We start from the raw sequence: 16,810 nt of genomic DNA on the forward strand, positions 1-16,810 counted from the left end.
TCCAGGCAGCACTGAACCGGCTGCTCAGGGCAGGCGAAAGCTCGCGGTGGCGGACAATTGCTGCCGCCCACACGTGATGTGATGTTTCGTCAGAACAAAAAGACGCGTCGGCCCCGGGCGCCGAGGACGGAAAGCGGGCCACCGCCGCTCAGCAGGGAAACGGCTCCTTCAATGCACCGGTTTCCCATGCTGAGCGCACGGTTATACTCCGAATCGTTACCGCTGACGCCTGTCGTCGGGAATACTCCAGGTCGCCGATTTCACGGCCCAGAACGGCCGAGTCGTGGCACTACTGCCAGATGACGTCGCCAGGGGCCATCGGAGCGGTAGCCGAACCCGCGGCCACGTGACCCGCCGATGCTGCCGGAGTCGCCGAGCCGACCCATCCCGCCAGCGCGAATATGGAGATGAGTGACAGGATGGCGAGCTTGAGCTTCATGACAGTCCCCCTGAGATGGTCGGCTTCGGTATCGGAAGCCTGCGTTTCTCTGACTGGGTCAACCGTGCCCGACTCGGACTACCGGGCGCCAGCGAAGTCCGGTGGTAAGAACTCGCAAGTGACAACCACTCACCAGCCAAGGACCTGACGATGCCTGATCCGACCTCGAACCCGAGTGACGCACCGCAGCTGGGGGAGCTGCACGTGGCCCTCTACAGGTGGGCGCTGGAGCAGGGTTGGCTGGATCCGGCGAAGGCCGCGATGCGGCTGGGTGCCCCCCTGGCAGCGGTCGACGCCGCCGTCCGGGACCTGGCGCGGTTGCACCTGCTGCGCAGCCAGCAGGACGGACAGAACGATCAGCAGGCCGGAACTCCTGATGAATGTGATGAAATCGGAACTGTCGGGTACATCCCGTGCAGCCCGAACGCCGCGGCAGCCCACCTGGCCGGCCCCATCGAGGCAGAAATCCAGAAGCGATATCGGGAAGCCGAAAGCCTGAGAAGCCACGTCATGGCCATGAAGCCGATATTCGAGGAATCATGGCAAGGCGTCACGCAGAATCCGATCGAGCATCTCACGCTACTGGACGCCATCCGCTCCACACTCGGGCATCTTTCATCGGGAACACGCACCGAAGTGGCTGCGGCCCATCCTGACCTTCCCCTGGTGGAGACACTGGAGGAGGGCCTGGCCCGCACGATGGAACTCATCAACCGGGGCATCTCCATGCGTACCATCTATCCCCATTCCGTGCTCGCCCACCGGTACATGCAGCAGCATCTGACCAAGATGACCTCAGTGGGGGCGAAAGTACGGACTGTCGGCCATATTCCCGACCGGATCATCTTCTTCGACTGGGAGACCGCCGTCATCGCGGACAGCCAGAGCGAGCGCGGGCCCGGCGCCGTCGTCATCCGGGATCCCGCGCTGGTCGGGCACCTGCACCGGGCCTGGGAGAGCAACTGGGACTCGGCGCTCCCGTTCGCCTCGGCGCCGAGCGGCATCGGCTACGGCTCCGCCAAGGACGAGCTGCGGCGCTCCGTCGTCCAGTTGCTGGAGTCGGGGATGAAGGATGAGGTCGCCGCCAAACGCCTCTCCATGTCGACCAGCACGTACCGCCGACACGTCACCGACCTGATGAACGACCTCGGCGCCGAGAGCCGCTTCCAGGCCGGCAGCTACGCGCGCCGAAGCGGCTGGTTCAACAACTGACCACCAGTCGAGCCGCGACCGAAATCGCGCAGTGCCCACCCCTGGCCGACCAGGGATGGGCACTCGGCAGGGAAGGGCGTCCGCCCCCGTTCAGGCCTGCAGCACGATCTTCCCCACCTGCTCGCTCGCCTCCACCACCCGGTGCGCGTCGGCGACGGCGGTCAGCGGCATCACCCGGTCCACCACCGGCTTCACCACCCCCGACTCGATCAGCGGCCAGACGTGCTCACGCACCGCCGCCACGATCACCTTCGCCCCGACCGCCTTGGCCAGCTGGATCGCCATCGTCCCGATCCCGCTCGCCCCGCCGTGCAGCAACACCGTCTCGGCGGGCCGCAGATGGGCCACCATGAAGACGTTGGAGCGTGTCAACATACCCCCAGGGGCCAAATCAGGGCATACCCACCAGGTCCTGCCTGGATGATGGCGGCACCCGAGGCCCGATCATCCTGTAGTCCGACTCGACCTGTCGCTGGCCCTGAGCCCCTGCAGCGGAGCGCGCCAGCGGCGTGTCTATCGGATCGGATGCAGTTCGCCGCCGAGGTTCGACTGAGTGTTGATGCCTGACGAAGTTCCCTGCCGCCGTATGCCTCGCCAGCGGCCACCCGCACGTCACCCGCGAGGCCAGCCCCTCTCTGACCGTCTCGGCTGAGACGCCCGGTATGTCGGGTTAGTCTGGATCGGCGAGACAGGAGTATCACCGGCATGGCCAGCACCACCCACCCCGAGCAGGACCCGGCACCGCGCCCGAAGCGGCGGACGTTCCCGGCGGAGTACAAGCTGCGAATCGTCGCCGAGTACGACGCGGCCCCGAACGGGGAGAAGGGCGCGATCCTGCGCCGCGAGCGGCTGTACCACTCGCACATCATCGAGTGGCGGGCCGCCCGGGACGCGGGCGCGATGGCCACCCTGGTCGACAAGCGCACCTCGCCGGCCCAGTCGAAGAAGGCCGCCGAGCAGGCCGAGCTCGAGCGGCTGCGCAAGAAGGTCGCCCGGCTGGAGAAGGAGGGGGCGCAGAAGGACGCGGCTCTGGAACTGCTGGGAAAAGCACATGCACTCTTGGAAATGCTCTCCGAGAGCGCGGACTGAAGCACGACGTCGAGCAGGTCGTCGATGAGCTGTTCCCCGGCCTGGAACTGGAGTTGAGCACCACGGCCGCTTGCCGGCTGTCCGGGCGCTCGCGGGCCACGCACTACCGAAGACTCCATCCGCCCGAACCCAGGAAGCGGGCCCCGCGCCCCGCGCCGCCTTCGGCGTTGACGCCGGCCGAGCGCGCCGAAGTCCTGGCCCTGCTCAACCGGCCCGACTACGCCGACCTGCCACCCGCGCAGGTCTGGGCCCGCGAGCTGGACGAGGGCCGCTACCACTGCTCGGAACGCACGATGTACCGGATCCTGACCGCTGCCGGGCAGAACGGCGAGCGCCGCCGCCTGGCCACCCACCCGGCCAAGGCCGTGCCGCAACTGCTGGCCCCTGCCCCGGGGCAGGTCCTGACCCGGGACGTCACCAAGCTCCAGAGGCCGAACAAGGGTGAGTGGTACCACGCCTACGTCATCATCGACATCTACAGCCGCTACATCTGCGGCTGGACTGTGGAGCGGGCCGAATCCGCCGAGCGCGCCGAGGAGTTGATCCGCGAGACCATCGCCCGCAACGGCATCGTTCGCGAGACCGTGCACGCCGACCGCGGCACCTCGATGACCTCCAAGAAGGTCTCCCAACTGCTGATCGACCTCGGTGTCACCAGGAGCCATTCGCGCCCCAAAGTCTCCAATGACAACCCCTACGGCGAGTCGCATCTCAAGACCATGAAGTACATGGGCGACTTCCCCGGAAGTTTCAACTCCCTTACTGATGCACGTGATTGGTGCGGCGGCTTCTTCTCGTACTACAACCACGAGCACCGACACTCGGGCATCGGCCTGCACACCCCGGCGTCCGTCCATTTCGGGACCGCCGACCTGGTCCGCGAGCAGCGCACCGCCACGCTGGCCGAGGCATACACCCGTCACCCCGAACGCTTCGCCCGCCGGCCCAGACCGCCCCGGATACCCGAGCAATCCTGGATCAACGAGCCGAAGCAGGAGACAGAAGCCGCACAACAGTCTTCATAGCATCAAACCGTCTCATTTGACTTGACAGCTTCCGAGCATCCCCGACGAGCAACGCCGGGGCTTAGTAGCTGGATCCACGAAGCGGCCACCGGTCTCGACATCGAGCCATCTCCCAAACAGAACTGACGGGCAATCAGAAGTAGGGAGACCCCGAACCACCGGAGTCTTGCCAGCCAATTCCCTTGATTTGCATGCTTGATGATGGACGGCCTGATGTCGATCAGATGAAGAGTCCGACGACTGCCGACGCGGACACCCTGACGCCAGAGCGTTCGCCCAGATGGAGCTGGGAAGTGCGATGGGCGATAGATTGACCACTCACCCAGATTTGTCTGGACCAATTTCCAGAAAGGACCGGCTGCGCACCCAGCTTCGGCAGAAAGTGCCTGCTCGGATGCCTTGCCCGATTCCGGGCAAAGCCCTTGTTCGGCTCCTGTTAACCCTCTAGTCTTCTTCTCGTGATCGAAACGAGACACCCTCACGGGGATCTGGTCGCACACCTCACCCGAACCACTCCCTTGGGGCCCGGTGCTGCGGCGCGTGCTATTTCTGAAGTGCTCTCGTACTTTTCCGAGCCGGTGGACGTCTACGTGCGCCGGCGCCATCGGGAGCTACAGAGAACGGGGTTGACCAATGATGCGATCTTCGAGGTCATTGGTCGTGAACTGCCTCATCGGCGGGTGACTGCGGCAGAGCTGTCCGCACGTCAGATGAGACGTATGATCTACGGCTAAAAGGTAGGGGGAAGCGGGGGATGTGAAGGTCCGACAAGGGGTGTAGTGCGCCCCCTGTCGATGGTTCGGGGGACATGGGGGATCGGGGGATCTTTGGCCGTGCTGGTTCCGGCCTGGCTCGTATCCGTTTCATCGGGCTTCGATCCGCCTCCGCGGAAACCGAGCTCTGCTCTGCGCCAATAACTTCGAAGGCTCCTTCTTCTGCGCGACCGGACGTCTGTTTCCTCGCGCCTCAGGAGCTTCCTGTCACCACAATGCATTGGGGGACAATCATGTCTGTCGCTACGACTCCAGAAGCCGTCTACTATCCCGTGACCGATCTTCGGATGGTCACCGGCGAGGGCGTCTACCTCTACGACTCGGACGGTCGAGGCTATATCGACTGTGCTTCCGCCACGTTCAATCTGAGCCTCGGTTACCGGCACCCGGCCGTCGTCCAGGCCATCAAGGACCAGGCCGACGAGCTGATCCACGTCACGTCGAGCTTCCAGACCGAGCCGATCAACCGGCTCTCCCAGCGCTTGGTCGACCTCGCGCCCAAGCGGCTGACCCGGACCCACCTCAAGGTGTCCGGTGGATCGGTGGCCAACGAGGGCGCAATCAAGATGGCTCAGCGAGCCACCGGCAAGCGCGACGTCATCACGCTCTTCCGTAGTCACGTCGGCCAGACGATGATGATGGCGAGCCTGTCCGGCAACGCCTTCCGCCGGGCGCCGTTCGCCCAGCTCTACCCCGGTGGCATGCAGGTGCCCGACCCGTACTGCCACCGCTGCTTCTACGGTCAGCAGGCCGGCAGCTGCAAGCTCATGTGCGTCGACCGGATCAACGACTTCCTGGAGTTCGCCAGCAGCGGCAGCGTCGCCGCCATCCTGGTCGAGCCGATCTCCGGCAACGGCGGCAACATCGTCCCCCCGGACGGCTACTTCGCCAAGCTTCGCGAGCTGTGCGACGACCACGGCATCAAGCTCATCTTCGACGAGATCCAGACGGGTATCGGGCGCACAGGACGGATGTTCGCGGCGGAGCACTTCGGAGTGGAGCCGGACGCCATGACGGTGGCGAAGGGCCTGGGCGGTTCAGGTGCCCAGGTCGCGGCCATCCTCGCCAGCGACGAACTCTCGGGCCTTCCCACGAACGACCACTCGTTCACCTACGGCTCCAACCTGCTGGCGGCGTCCGCCGCGCTGGCCACTCTGGACGTCATCGACAACCCGGCCTTCCTCGCGAACGTGCGGGCCACCGGCGAGCGCATCATGGGTCGCCTGGAGGAGATGAAGCAGCGTCACGGCTGCATCTCCGACGTCCGCGGCGTCGGCCTGATGATCGGTATCGAGATCGTGGACCGCTCCGGAGTCCCCGACACGGCTCTCACCAACCACCTGGCGGACAAGGCGATGGAGCACGGTCTCATCCTGCGCACGTCGCGCTACGGGAACGGCAACGTACTCAAGATCCGCCCGCCGCTGGTGCTCACCCTCGACGAGGCCGACCTCATCTGCGACCGGTTCGACGCCCTGCTGCAGGAGCATGCGGCATGAGCGACTGTCGCAGCGGTGCGGGCCTCCGAACGTACCGGTCGGCCGGGGAACGCTGATGGAACGCGACCTCGTCTTCGTCGGCGGCGGATTCCGCACGACCACCTTCCTCGCCTCGGCACCCGAACTCCTCGCACAGCGGATCGACGTCTTCGAGCGCAGTGACACGTTCGGTCCGGGCGGCTTCCTCGACTACGCGATCACCAGCACTTCGGTCGGCTCGCGCTTCCTCAAGGAACTCAGCTACCACGGTCCGTTCGCGGCACTGCGGGACGATCCCGACGTGGCAGAGGTGGCACTCGCCGACCAGCCCGTCCGGATGGAACGCCTCGCCGCAGCCCTGCGCCGGGTCGGATCGACTGTGGCGGACGCTCTCGGCCACGAGCGGCTGCATCTGGGAGCGGAAGTGACGGCGCTCGACATCGTGGACGGCGGATCAGCCGTCGTGCTGAGCCTCGCCGACGGCGGCACGGTCCGCTGCCGGCACGCGGTCCTGGCCACCGGCCGGATCGAACGGCAGCACCCCGAACTCGCCCCGTGGCAGGCGAAGGTGCTCCGTTCGGCGCAGGTGATCAGCCGCACCGGCCGCGACCGGCTGCGTCGTGAACTCGAGGAGATCAGCGGCGGCCGGATCGTGGTCGCCGGGTCCTCGCACAGTGCGATGTCCGCGGTGCGGGTGCTGTTGGAGGTGCTCGACGAGATCCGGGTGCTCTCCCCCGGTTACCGCGCCCCGACCGTCGACGTCCTCCAGCGGGGACCCGCGCGGCTCACCTACGCGAGCCTCGCCGAGGCGCGTGAGCAACACGTGCCGGGCCGCGAGCCTTCCGCCGAGCCGGAAACCGATGTGTGCCCCGTCACCGGCATCGTCTTCCGTGACTCGGGGCTGCGGCACGAGTCACGCTCCCTGTACTGCGCACTGTGGGACGGGGAGGTGCCCGGTGTGCGGCTGGTCCGGACCCCCCGCATCGCCGATGCCGCAGACCTGCTCGACGATGCCGCGCTCGTGGTCCAGGCACTGGGCTACCACGGCAACGTGCCGGAGATCAGGGTGGACGGACTGGTCGTACGGCAGCCGGACGCCGCGCAGCGGCTCACCCACACCCCCGACGGAGCCGCGCTCATCGCCGGACGGGCACAGGCCGCACTGTCCGTCCTCAGAGTCGAGCCGACACCCCACGAACTGCGCGACCACGCGGTCTACGGCAGCGGGTTGTACGGCCGACTGGCCACCCGCATCCTGGCACGCCTCGGCCGGCCGGCTCCCGTGGCCGAGGAGGCGACGGCATGAGCATCTCGACCCGACTGAACGATCTGCCCGCCGCCCTCGACCAACGGCAGCTGGTCGAGGAGCTCGCCGATCTCCTCCAGCACCGCAAGGCCCCGCAGCGGCCGCTGGTAGCCGGCCTCACCGGCATGGACACCTCCGGAAAGTCCCGGCTGGCCACTGAACTCGCCACCGAGCTCGGTCGTCGCGGTCTGGCCCACCAGGTCGTCCGGATCGACGACTTCCACCATCCGCGATCCCGCCGCTACCTCCCCGAGTTGCCGGAACCCGAGCAGTACTACCAGCACAGCATCGACTTCGAGCGGGCCGCGAAAGAGGTCCTGCAGCCCGTGCGGGTCGCCGGCCGGCTCGAAACCACGCTGACCCTGCTCGACCTTCCCACCGACACGCACACGCTGGTCAGGACGTACTCGGTCTCGGCAGACACGATCGTGCTGGTCGAAGGCGTGTTCTTGTTCCGTCCCGAGATCTCCGACCTGATCGACCTCTTCGTCTATCTGGACGTCCCGGAAGACGTCGTCCTCAGCCGAGGACGCGTCCGGGACGTTCCCGCCCAGGGCGAGCAGGTCATGGGCAAGTACCACACCAAGTACCTGCCGGCCCAACGCGGTTATCTCACCGCATACCCGCCGGAGAAGCACGCCGAAGTGATCGTCGACAACGCGGACTGGTCGGCACCGGTCGTGCTGAGCTGGCCGGCCACCACCGAGGGGACGACCGACCGTGAGCGGTGACACGACCATCCGAGCCGTGGTCTTCGACCTGTGGAAGACACTGGTCCCGCTCCCCGACGAGGTCAAGCGACGCGCATTCACCGAGACCGCCCGCGCCCTGGGGCAGTCCCCGCAACAGCTGGCGGGTCCCTGGTCGCGTACCCGCGTGCAACGCGAGACCGGCCCGCTCTCCCGGTACCTGGCGGCCCTGCGGGTCGAGCTGAACGCCGACTGGGACGAGGACCAGGCGACGGAGGCGATGCGAGTGCGCCGGACCACCCACGGAGCGGGCTTCGCCACCCCTGCCCTCGGCGCGGTGCAGACGCTCTCCCGGCTGCACCAGGGTGGCCTGCGCATCGGCCTGGTCTCCAACTGCAGTTCGGACGTGCGGAGCATGCTCGACAGCTCCGCCCTGGCCCCGCTGCTCGACACGACGGTGCTCTCCGCCGAGGCCGGGCTGATGAAGCCCGACCCGGCGATCTTCCGACTTGCCGCCGAACGCCTGGGCGTGGACAGCAGCGCCTGCCTGTACGTCGGGGACGGCAACGACAACGAGCTGGACGGCGCGGCGCAGGCGGGCATGGCCCCGATCCTGCTCGATCTCGCGGAGGGCCATCCCTGGGCCGGCGCCAGGATCAGCACCCTTGCGGACGTCCTTCCGCTCGCCGGCCTCAGCTGACTCAACCATCCGCGCGCAGCCGGGCGGTGGCGCACTGCGCCCGCCCGCTGGCCGTCACGCCCTGACAGGGGAACCGCTTGTGAAGCACATCATCGTGACCAATACCGGAAACACCACGTACGCAACGCAGTTGGCAGCCAGGGCGGACCTGCGCGTGCTCTTCGTCACCGAACCCCGGTTCGTCGACCAGTACCCGCCGGGGACCGAACTGGCCCTGGTCGACGACCTCAACGACCCAGTCGCCGCAACTGCGGCCGTCGTCGCCCAGCTGCCACTGAAGGAGTTCTCCCACGTGCTGGCGCTGTCCGAGCGTGCCGCTCAGACGGCAGGCCACCTGCGCAGCCACCTCGGCCTGCCGGGGCCGTCGTTCGACACCGTGGTCAACTGCACGGACAAGCACCTCATGAAGCAGCGGTTCCAGGACGCCGGCCTGCCCTGCGCCCGCCTCGCCGTCGCGCACACTCCCGACGAAGTCGCCGCGGCGGCACGGGAGATCGGCTACCCCGTCATCGTCAAGCCGGTTCTGGGTGCGGGCGTGGACGCGACCGAGGTGATCCGCTCGGACGAGGAGATGGCTTCCCCGCCCGTCAAGGCCTACCTCGACCGGCTGGCCCGACCCGCGACGACGTCCGAGAAAGGCTTCCCCGTCCTGGTGGAGCAGTTCCTGGACGTCGCCCACGAGTACCACTGCGACGGGTCGGTCGTGGAGGGACGCGTGGCGTACGTCCGGGTCTCGCGCTATCTCCGGCCTGTACTCGACTACTCCTCGGGAGTCTTCGGCTCCTATCTGCTCGACCAGGACTCCGCGGAGGCCGCCGAGATCCGCGCCATGCACGAGCGGGCGGTGCACGCCGTCGGCCTGCGCGACGGCGTGACGCATTTCGAGGTACTGGGCACCGAGCAGGGCCTGTTCGCCGGTGAGATCGCCTGCCGCCCCGGCGGCGGAGGCATCCGCCGCTTGCTGCAGCTGGACAGCGGCTTCGACAGCTGGGCCGCCTATATCGCCTCCAGCCTGGGCGAGGCGTACGAGATCCCGGCGCACGCACCGGAGGACGTCTCCGGACAGCTCGTCCATGTCCTGCTCCCCGCACGGCGCGGCACCGTGGCCTCGATCAGCACCGCGGCGGACTTCGCCGCCGTCCCCGGTCTGATCGAGGTCGACATGCGGCTGAAGGAGGGCGATGTCGTCGGCGGCCTGATGGACTCCTCGACGGTCAGCGGGCTCGTCTTCGCCCGGACGGCCGCCCAGGGGCCGCTCGACATCGGCCGCGCCATCGAGAGCGCCTTCCGGCTGGAGACCCTGCCTCCGGCGGCCGCCGAGTCGCACACCGCTGCCCCGGAGGAGAAGACACCGTGAAGATCCTCATCCTGAACCGCTCCAACCTGGCCACCACGCCGTACCTGGACTGGCTCGGCGCCGATGACGAGGCGGTCCTGCTCACCTCCGCCGGCGCAGCGAGCCAGGATCCCGACCTGGCGGCAGCCGAACTCGCCGGCTACGAGGAGGTCGTCACTTTCGACCGCTTTCACGAGAACCCGGCGGTGGAGACGGCCGCGCTGGAGCTGCACGGCCGACACGGATTCGACGCGCTCATCGCCATGAACGAGTTCGACCTGCTCCGCGCCGCCCGCCTGCGCGAGGCCATGGGCGTGGCAGGCCAGCAGCGTGCGCAGGCCGAGGCGTTCCGCGACAAGCTGCGGATGAAGGAACTCCTCACGGCTGCGGGGATACCCGTCGCGCCGTTCGCCCCGATCGCCCACGCCACCGCGCTGCACACCTTCGTGGCCGAGCACGGGTATCCCGTCGTGGTGAAGCCGAGGCGGGGAGCGGGCTCCATGGGGGTCGAGGTCCTGCGGGGGGCTGACGACCTGACGGCCTATCTCGAGGCCCACCCCGAGCTCGGCGGCGACGACGGAGCCCCCCTGCTCGCGGAGAAGTACATCGAGCACGATCTCTTCCACATCGACGGCCTGATCGTCGACGGCACGCCGGTGCTCATCTGGCCGTCCGCATGCAGCTCGTGCCTCGCCTACCGGGAGGGCGCCGTGCTCACCAGCGCGATGCTCGACCCCGAAGACCCGCTGACCGAGTCCCTGCGTCGGCTCACCCTGCAAGCCCTCGCGACGCTGTCCGGCTCGGAGACGTTGGCCTTCCACGCGGAGGCATTCCTGACCCCGAACGGCGATCTGCTGCTGAACGAGATCGCCTGCCGGGTCGGTGGCGGCAAGATCTACGAGGCGACCAGGCTGGCGTTCGGCGTCGACCTGGTCCGTGAGTACGTCCAGGCTGTCGGCAGCGGCCGCACAGGGCGGGAGCCGGTCTCCAGGCCGGAACGAGCGGGCGGCTTCGCCATCTTCCCCGGCAGTCCGGGGACGCTGGTGGCAGCCCCGCAGGAATGCCCCGTCGACGGGGTCGACCAGTACCGGCTGAACGTGCCGGTCGGCACCGTCCTCGGCCGGGCCGAGCACAGCAGCGCGCGGATCGCTTCGGTCGTGGTGGCAGGTCGCAACCGTGCGGAGGTCGAGAACAGCCTCGAGACAGCCGTGCGCTGGTTCTCCAACGCCACCGAGATCGAGCCGCTCGCGGCGTCCGAAGGCGAATAACGGCCCGCTCCTGCGCACTCCTTCCGCTCCTTACCGAAAGGCCCTTTCGTGCACGTCAGTCAGACCGTCCTCCTGGTGCCGATGCAGCCGACGCCCAACGGCCGTCTGCACGTCGGCCACGGTGCGGGCACCTACCTGCGGGCGGACGTCCTCGCGCGTGCCCTGCGGAGCCGCGGCCACCAGGTTTCGGTGATCACCGGAAGCGACGGATTCGAGGACTGGGTGGTGGCAGCCTCCCGAGCCGACGGCCGCACGCCCGAGGAGACCTGCGGCCACTACCACGCCGGTATCAAGCGGGACTTGGACAATCTGGCGATCGCGCTGGACGAGTGGATCGACCCGACCTCGGCCGAGCACACCGCCGCCTACCGCAGCGTGCACGAGGACACCATCGCGCTGCTCCGGTCCACCGGCGCCGCCCGGCTGGAGACCGAGCGGATCCCGTTCTCGGTGCAGACCGGCCGCGCCGTGGTGGGGACCTGGATCGCCGGCGACTGCCCGCACTGCGGACAGCCCTGCGGCGGTGCCACCTGCACCTTCTGCGGCCAGTTCTTCCAGCCCGAGGAAGTGGTCAACCCCCGCTCCAGGCTGGACGACAGCACACTGGAGTGGCGGGACGAGGAGAACTGGTTCGCCTATCCGGCCGACACCGACGCGATCCTCGACCACCACCGCCGAACCGGCGTGCGGCCCGCCTTCCTGGAGACGGTGAGCCGCTACCTCGGCAAGCGGGCGGGCCGGATCCACCTCACCGGCCAGGGGACCTGGGGGATCCAGAGCTCGACCCTCCCGGCGGGCAAAGTGATCGCCAACAGCTACTACCTCTACAGCGTGTACTGCGGAGAGATCCACCGCCGGCTCACCGGAGCCGACACCAACCCGTTCGCCGCCGACAGCGGTGTCACCACGGTCGGCCTCTTCGGCAGCGACAACTCACGGCCCGGGTTCGTCTCCCCCCATGTCATCGCCCAGGGTTCGGGCGGCGCACTCAAGCCCTTCGACGCGGCCGTGGTGAACGCCATGCTGCACTTCGAAGGCCAGAAGTGCTCGACCAGCAAGGGCCACGGCATCTGGCTGAGTGAGCTCCTCGAAGGCACCTCCATCAGCTCGGACGAGCTGCGCTTCCATCTGCTGCACGCCCCGCTCGACCACGACACCGCCGACGTCACCCTGGACGGACTGGTCGCCGCGGTCAACGAGTTCCGAAGCTGGCAGCAGGAGGCCCTCCTGCCGGCCGTCGACCGGGTCCGCACGAACGGCACCGCGGTGCTCTGCACCGCCCGGGTGCTCCAAGCGGTCGAGGAACAGCAAGCCCTGCTGAGTCCGTACCGAATGGACCTGGCCGCCGCCGTCGCGGCGCTGGTCCGCTGGATGCACGCCGCTCCCGAGGACCCTGCGCAGTGGCTGCTCGGCCTCGCGCTGCTCGGCGGACCGCTGGTCCCCCGTCTCGCAGGCGAGATCTGGTCGCAACTCGGCTTCCACGGCAACCCCGAGGTGGCACAGGCACGCGACACCAGCCCGGTGCCGCACGAGGAGCGGCTGCTCGCCGACCTGCCGGCCGAGCCCCTGACCACCGCGTCGGTACTGCCCTTCGTGCACCGGGCCTGAGCCGGCCCTTCCCAACGACCGTCCCGGACAACGGAGAAACCCGATGAACATCAAGAGCTGGCTGGAGTACGACCCCGCGCGGCTGGAAGAGCTGGTCCGGACCGCAGGTTCCCGCATGGCGAACCGGCGGGTGGCGGTGCTCTACGGCGGCACCTCGACGGAGGACCAGCTCTACATGGAGAGCAAGCCGCAGTCCGAATGGTCGGTGAACGACGTGCTGGCGGGCCTGCGGGAGCTGGGAGTCGACGCGGAGTGGCTCGACCCGACCGTCCCTGGATTCACCGCTGACGTCGCGGCATTCGACGCCGCGTTCCTCAACGTCCACGGAGACTTCGGCGAGGACGGGAACCTGCAGGGCACCCTGGCCTATCTCGGCGTCCCTTACACCGGCAGCGCGGTCGCCACCAGCGTCATCGGTGCGGACAAGCGCCTCACCAAGCTGGTGCTCGGCGGCAGCAGTGTCGCCATACCCGCCTACCGCAGGCTGGCGCCCGGAGTGTTGCCGAACCCGGCCCCCGCGTGCCCGGTCATGCTCAAGGCCGTGAACGGCGGCAGCAGCGTGGGCACGGTCCTGGTCACCGAACCGGATGAACTTGACCACACACTGCGGCAGTTGTGGGACGCCGGCTTCGACGACGTGATCGCGGAGTCTTTCGTCGACGGGGCCACGGTCACCGTCTCAGCGGTCCGGATCGACCAGCAGGTGCTGCTCCTGCCACCGATCGCCTGCGTCACCGACCGAGAGTACTACGACGAGTACAGCAAGCTGCACGGCGAGCAGAGCGGAACCGTCCGCTACGAGGCACTCACCGATCCCGACGACCCCCGGCTGCGCCGCCTGCACGACGCCGCACGGGAAATCCTGTCCGTGTTCGACTTCGAGGGATCGATCCGGGTCGACTTCATCCTTCCCCAGGACGGCGAACCGGTCCTGCTGGAACTCAACACGATTCCCGGCGTCCAGCACGGCAGCAACCTCGTGCTGTCCGCCGCGGCCGCTGGCATCTCCTACCCCGACCTGCTCGGGATCGTCCTGGCCAGCGCGTCCAACACCGCCAAGCTCGCTCCCTGGAAGAGGCCGCAACCCGACCCGTCCCGACTCGACGGTGACCGCGGGCTGCTGCCCGCAGCGGCTCTCTGATACCGCGCGCCTACACCAATGCCCCTCTTCCACAGGGGCCTTGACGCTTAGAGACCCAGAGAACGGGGAGCACATGCTCTACGACGGCTACAACGCCCGGGCGGTCGCCGTGGTCGACGCCTTCGGATCCGGCCACCTGCTCGGCCCCGCGTTCCGCTCACGGGGAGTCCCCGTGGTGCACGTCCGCAATCGGAACGCGACGTTCGAGCGGCAGCTCGACACCTTCCACGCGTCCGACTTCCGTGAGGCGCTCGACTGCACCGACCCGACGGACGGCACCGCGGAACGGCTGCACGCCCTGGGCGTCCGGCACCTGCTGGCCGGCGCCGAGAGCGGCAGCGACGTCGCCGACCTGCTCGCCACCAAGATGGACCTGTCGACGGCGAACGCGCCGGGATTCGCCCAGGCCCGCCGGGACAAGCGCACCATGCACCGGATCCTGCATGAGCAAGGCGTCGCTGTTCCCGCCCAGCAGCACCTGAACGGCGCGAAGAACGTCCGCTGGGAGGTCGGTGGCATCCCGCGGGGCACGGTAGTCGTCAAACCACCGGCCAGCGCGGGAACGGACGGCGTCCACCTCTGCCACAGCGCCGCCGAACGGGACGCCGCCATCGACCAGGTGGTGGCCCAGGCCAACACCTACGGCCAGGAGAACGACGGCGCGGTGATCCAGGAGTTCCTGGCAGGCCCGGAGTACATGGTCAACACCGTCTCCGTGGACGGGTTCCACGCGGCCGTCGAGATCTGGCGGTCCGACAAGCACGTGGTCGACGGCAGCCCGGTCTACGACCGCCAGGTCCTGCAAGACCCGAGCGACACCGGCATACGCGAACTCCTCGCGTACGTCGATCAGGTGCTCACCCGACTGGGTGTCCGCTGGGGAGCTGCCCACACCGAGGTGATCGTCACCGACCGCGGCCCACTGCTGCTGGAGACCGGCACCCGGCTGCCCGGCGGCCACGACCCCTCGCTCGGCCTCAGCGCTCTCGGCACCAGCCACCTCGACGAGGTCGTGGAGTCCTACCTCGCTCCCGACGAGGTGGCCGACCGCGGCCCGGTACGCCCCCTGCGGCGGCGCGCCCTGGGCGTCAGCCTGATCTCACCCGCCACCGGGACGCTCCAACGGCCCCTGGACCTGCGGCCGGTGACCGCACTGCCGTCGTTCCACGGCATCCGCCTCCCGCTGCAGGTGGGCGACCGGGTGACGCGCACCGTCGATCTCTGGACCAAGCCCGGCGGTCTCTACCTGTGCCACGAGGACGCCGACCAGCTCGACCGCGACTACCAGGCCGTCAGGGCCTGGGAGCAGTCCGAGTTCACTCGGGCCGTGGTGGCCGACTGACGCTCGCGGCCACCTGGCCGTACCACCACGGCACGCGGCGGCAGCCCCTACCCGATCCTTCCGACACCCCTGAGGAACCAGCCATCAACGCCCAGGTGAACTCCGCTCAGGAGCAACAGCCCTCCACCGCACGGCCGGACGACAGCACTCGCGCGCTCCTGCGCAGCAGGCCGCTGCGCCTGCTGTTCCTCGCCCGCAGCAGCTCGGTGCTGGGGGACATGGTCGCACCGGTCGCGCTGGTCTTCGCCGTCCTGTCGCTGGGCGCCGGCGCCTCCGGCGTGGGGCTCGTGCTCGCGGCCCGCGCCCTGCCGAGCGTCGCCCTCGTCCTGATCGGCGGGGTGGTCGGCGATCGGTACCCGCGCAGGACGGTGATGGCCTGGTCCAACCTCGCCGGCTTCGTCACACAGACGCTCACCGGAGTGCTGATCCTCCTGCACCATGCCCCGCTGTGGACCATCGCGCTGCTGGCCGCCGGACGCGGGGCAACGGGCTCGTTCTTCAACCCGGCCTCGACCGCGGCCATCGCCGAGGTAGCCCCCGCGGACCGGCAGCGTCAGACCTACAGCCTCTTCTCACTCGCCGGCAACACCGCCGAGGTGGCCGGGCCGATGCTGGCCGCCGGTCTGCTGACCGTGGTCGACCCGGGATGGCTGCTGGTCGCCGACGGAACCACCTTCCTCGTCAGCGCCCTGCTGATCACCGCGATCGGGCCGATGGGCCAGGCCGCCGGAACCGCTCGCGGACCGATGGGCAAGGAGATCATGGCCGGGCTGCGCTGTGTCACCGACCGGCGCTGGCTGACAGCGCTGATCGCCAGCGCCAGCGTGTTCCAGCTCTGCCTACTGTCGGCACTCAACGTCCTCGGGCCGATCGTGGCGCAGCAGCGCCTGGGCGGTGCCTCGTCCTGGGCCGTGATCGTCGCCGCCCTGGGCGCCGGAGGACTGTGCGGTACCGCCTGGTCCCTGCGGATGCGGATGACCCGCCCGCTGCTCGTCGGCTACCTCAGCATGCTCGCCGGAGCCGGACCGACACTGCTCCTGCTGGCCGTCCCCGCCCCGCTTCCCGTCCTCGCGGCGTCCGAGTTCGTCTCGGGCGTGGCGATCGCCGTCTTCGGTGCCGTGGAGTCGGCGGCGATCGCCAAGGAGGTCCCACGCGACCTGCTCTCCCGGGTGGACGCGGTCAACCGCTTCGGATCCATGGCGCTGCGCCCGCTCGGCATGGCCGTGGTGGGCCCGATAGCCGTCGTCTGCGGCATGTCGGCGACACTGGTCTGCGCGGCCGTCCTGTCATTGCTGGCGATGGTGGTCCCGCTCCTGGTCAAGGACGTCAGGAGCATGACCGGCTAGGCCCCGCACGGACCTGGTACGAAGAACCGGCCGGCCGTCCGAGCCGGCGACACCCCAA

At 68.6% G+C, this 16,810-nt stretch carries 14 protein-coding genes and 1 pseudogene; 14 read left to right on the forward strand and 1 reads right to left on the reverse strand.

Annotated elements, in window-relative coordinates; genetic code table 11:
- Positions 1 to 589 precede the first annotated feature (589 nt).
- Positions 590 to 1,651, forward strand: coding sequence for a hypothetical protein (locus tag P3T34_RS20340; protein ID WP_280667457.1), 1,062 nt, complete (start codon positions 590 to 592; stop codon positions 1,649 to 1,651).
- Positions 1,652 to 1,741: 90 nt separating this feature from the next.
- Here P3T34_RS20340 and P3T34_RS20345 read toward each other — a convergent pair.
- A pseudogene (locus tag P3T34_RS20345) lies at positions 1,742 to 2,014 on the reverse strand (zinc-binding dehydrogenase); the annotation flags it as partial.
- A 342-nt stretch (positions 2,015 to 2,356) separates the two neighbouring features.
- On the opposite strand from P3T34_RS20345, the gene P3T34_RS20350 reads away from it, so the two are divergent.
- The 13 genes from P3T34_RS20350 (at position 2,357) to P3T34_RS20410 (ending at position 16,752) form a co-directional block, all read left to right on the forward strand.
- Positions 2,357 to 2,740 (forward strand): hypothetical protein, encoded by a 384-nt coding sequence (locus P3T34_RS20350; RefSeq protein ID WP_280667458.1) that lies wholly within the window; start codon positions 2,357 to 2,359, stop codon positions 2,738 to 2,740.
- A 167-nt stretch (positions 2,741 to 2,907) separates the two neighbouring features.
- Positions 2,908 to 3,765 (forward strand): DDE-type integrase/transposase/recombinase, encoded by an 858-nt coding sequence (locus tag P3T34_RS20355; protein ID WP_280667459.1) that lies wholly within the window; start codon positions 2,908 to 2,910, stop codon positions 3,763 to 3,765.
- Positions 3,766 to 4,223: 458 nt separating this feature from the next.
- Positions 4,224 to 4,499: a hypothetical protein gene (locus tag P3T34_RS20360; protein WP_280667460.1), complete on the forward strand. Its 276-nt coding sequence runs from the start codon at positions 4,224 to 4,226 to the stop codon at positions 4,497 to 4,499.
- A gap of 311 nt (positions 4,500 to 4,810) precedes the next feature.
- Positions 4,811 to 6,037 (forward strand): aspartate aminotransferase family protein, encoded by a 1,227-nt coding sequence (locus tag P3T34_RS20365; RefSeq protein WP_280667461.1) that lies wholly within the window; start codon positions 4,811 to 4,813, stop codon positions 6,035 to 6,037.
- A 55-nt stretch (positions 6,038 to 6,092) separates the two neighbouring features.
- Complete coding sequence (locus tag P3T34_RS20370; protein WP_280667462.1) at positions 6,093 to 7,322, forward strand: hypothetical protein; 1,230 nt, start codon at positions 6,093 to 6,095, stop codon at positions 7,320 to 7,322.
- Positions 7,319 to 8,053: a hypothetical protein gene (locus tag P3T34_RS20375; protein WP_280667463.1), complete on the forward strand. Its 735-nt coding sequence runs from the start codon at positions 7,319 to 7,321 to the stop codon at positions 8,051 to 8,053. The genes P3T34_RS20370 and P3T34_RS20375 overlap by 4 nt, the downstream gene beginning before the upstream one ends.
- A complete protein-coding gene (locus P3T34_RS20380) occupies positions 8,043 to 8,711 on the forward strand; it encodes an HAD family hydrolase (RefSeq protein WP_280667464.1) in 669 nt (222 codons plus the stop codon). Before P3T34_RS20375 ends, P3T34_RS20380 begins: the two co-directional genes overlap by 11 nt.
- A gap of 94 nt (positions 8,712 to 8,805) precedes the next feature.
- Entirely contained in the window at positions 8,806 to 10,068 is a 1,263-nt protein-coding gene (locus P3T34_RS20385; RefSeq protein WP_280667465.1) for an ATP-grasp domain-containing protein, read from the forward strand.
- Positions 10,065 to 11,315, forward strand: coding sequence for an ATP-grasp domain-containing protein (locus tag P3T34_RS20390; RefSeq protein WP_280667466.1), 1,251 nt, complete (start codon positions 10,065 to 10,067; stop codon positions 11,313 to 11,315). The genes P3T34_RS20385 and P3T34_RS20390 overlap by 4 nt, the downstream gene beginning before the upstream one ends.
- A gap of 48 nt (positions 11,316 to 11,363) precedes the next feature.
- Entirely contained in the window at positions 11,364 to 12,923 is a 1,560-nt protein-coding gene (locus P3T34_RS20395) for a class I tRNA ligase family protein (protein ID WP_280667467.1), read from the forward strand.
- Between the two features lie 43 nt (positions 12,924 to 12,966).
- Positions 12,967 to 14,064: an ATP-grasp domain-containing protein gene (locus tag P3T34_RS20400; protein ID WP_280667468.1), complete on the forward strand. Its 1,098-nt coding sequence runs from the start codon at positions 12,967 to 12,969 to the stop codon at positions 14,062 to 14,064.
- A gap of 73 nt (positions 14,065 to 14,137) precedes the next feature.
- On the forward strand, positions 14,138 to 15,406 hold the full coding sequence (locus tag P3T34_RS20405; protein WP_280667469.1) for an ATP-grasp domain-containing protein: 1,269 nt from the start codon (positions 14,138 to 14,140) through the stop codon (positions 15,404 to 15,406).
- A gap of 95 nt (positions 15,407 to 15,501) precedes the next feature.
- Positions 15,502 to 16,752 carry an MFS transporter gene (locus tag P3T34_RS20410; protein ID WP_280667470.1) on the forward strand — a complete coding sequence of 417 codons (1,251 nt, stop codon included), beginning with the start codon at positions 15,502 to 15,504 and terminating at the stop codon, positions 16,750 to 16,752.
- Positions 16,753 to 16,810: the final 58 nt, after the last annotated feature.

The organism is Kitasatospora sp. MAP12-44, from assembly GCF_029892095.1.
GTDB lineage: Bacteria > Actinomycetota > Actinomycetes > Streptomycetales > Streptomycetaceae > Kitasatospora.

Bases quoted from the DNA above. Each gene is read 5' to 3' on its own strand.
- P3T34_RS20340 (WP_280667457.1), top strand. From the start codon at position 590: ATGCCTGATCCGACCTCGAACCCGAGTGACGCACCGCAGCTGGGGGAG.
- P3T34_RS20350 (WP_280667458.1), top strand. From the start codon at position 2,357: ATGGCCAGCACCACCCACCCCGAGCAGGACCCGGCACCGCGCCCGAAG.
- P3T34_RS20370 (WP_280667462.1), top strand. From the start codon at position 6,093: ATGGAACGCGACCTCGTCTTCGTCGGCGGCGGATTCCGCACGACCACC.
- P3T34_RS20375 (WP_280667463.1), top strand. From the start codon at position 7,319: ATGAGCATCTCGACCCGACTGAACGATCTGCCCGCCGCCCTCGACCAA.
- P3T34_RS20400 (WP_280667468.1), top strand. From the start codon at position 12,967: ATGAACATCAAGAGCTGGCTGGAGTACGACCCCGCGCGGCTGGAAGAG.
- P3T34_RS20405 (WP_280667469.1), top strand. From the start codon at position 14,138: ATGCTCTACGACGGCTACAACGCCCGGGCGGTCGCCGTGGTCGACGCC.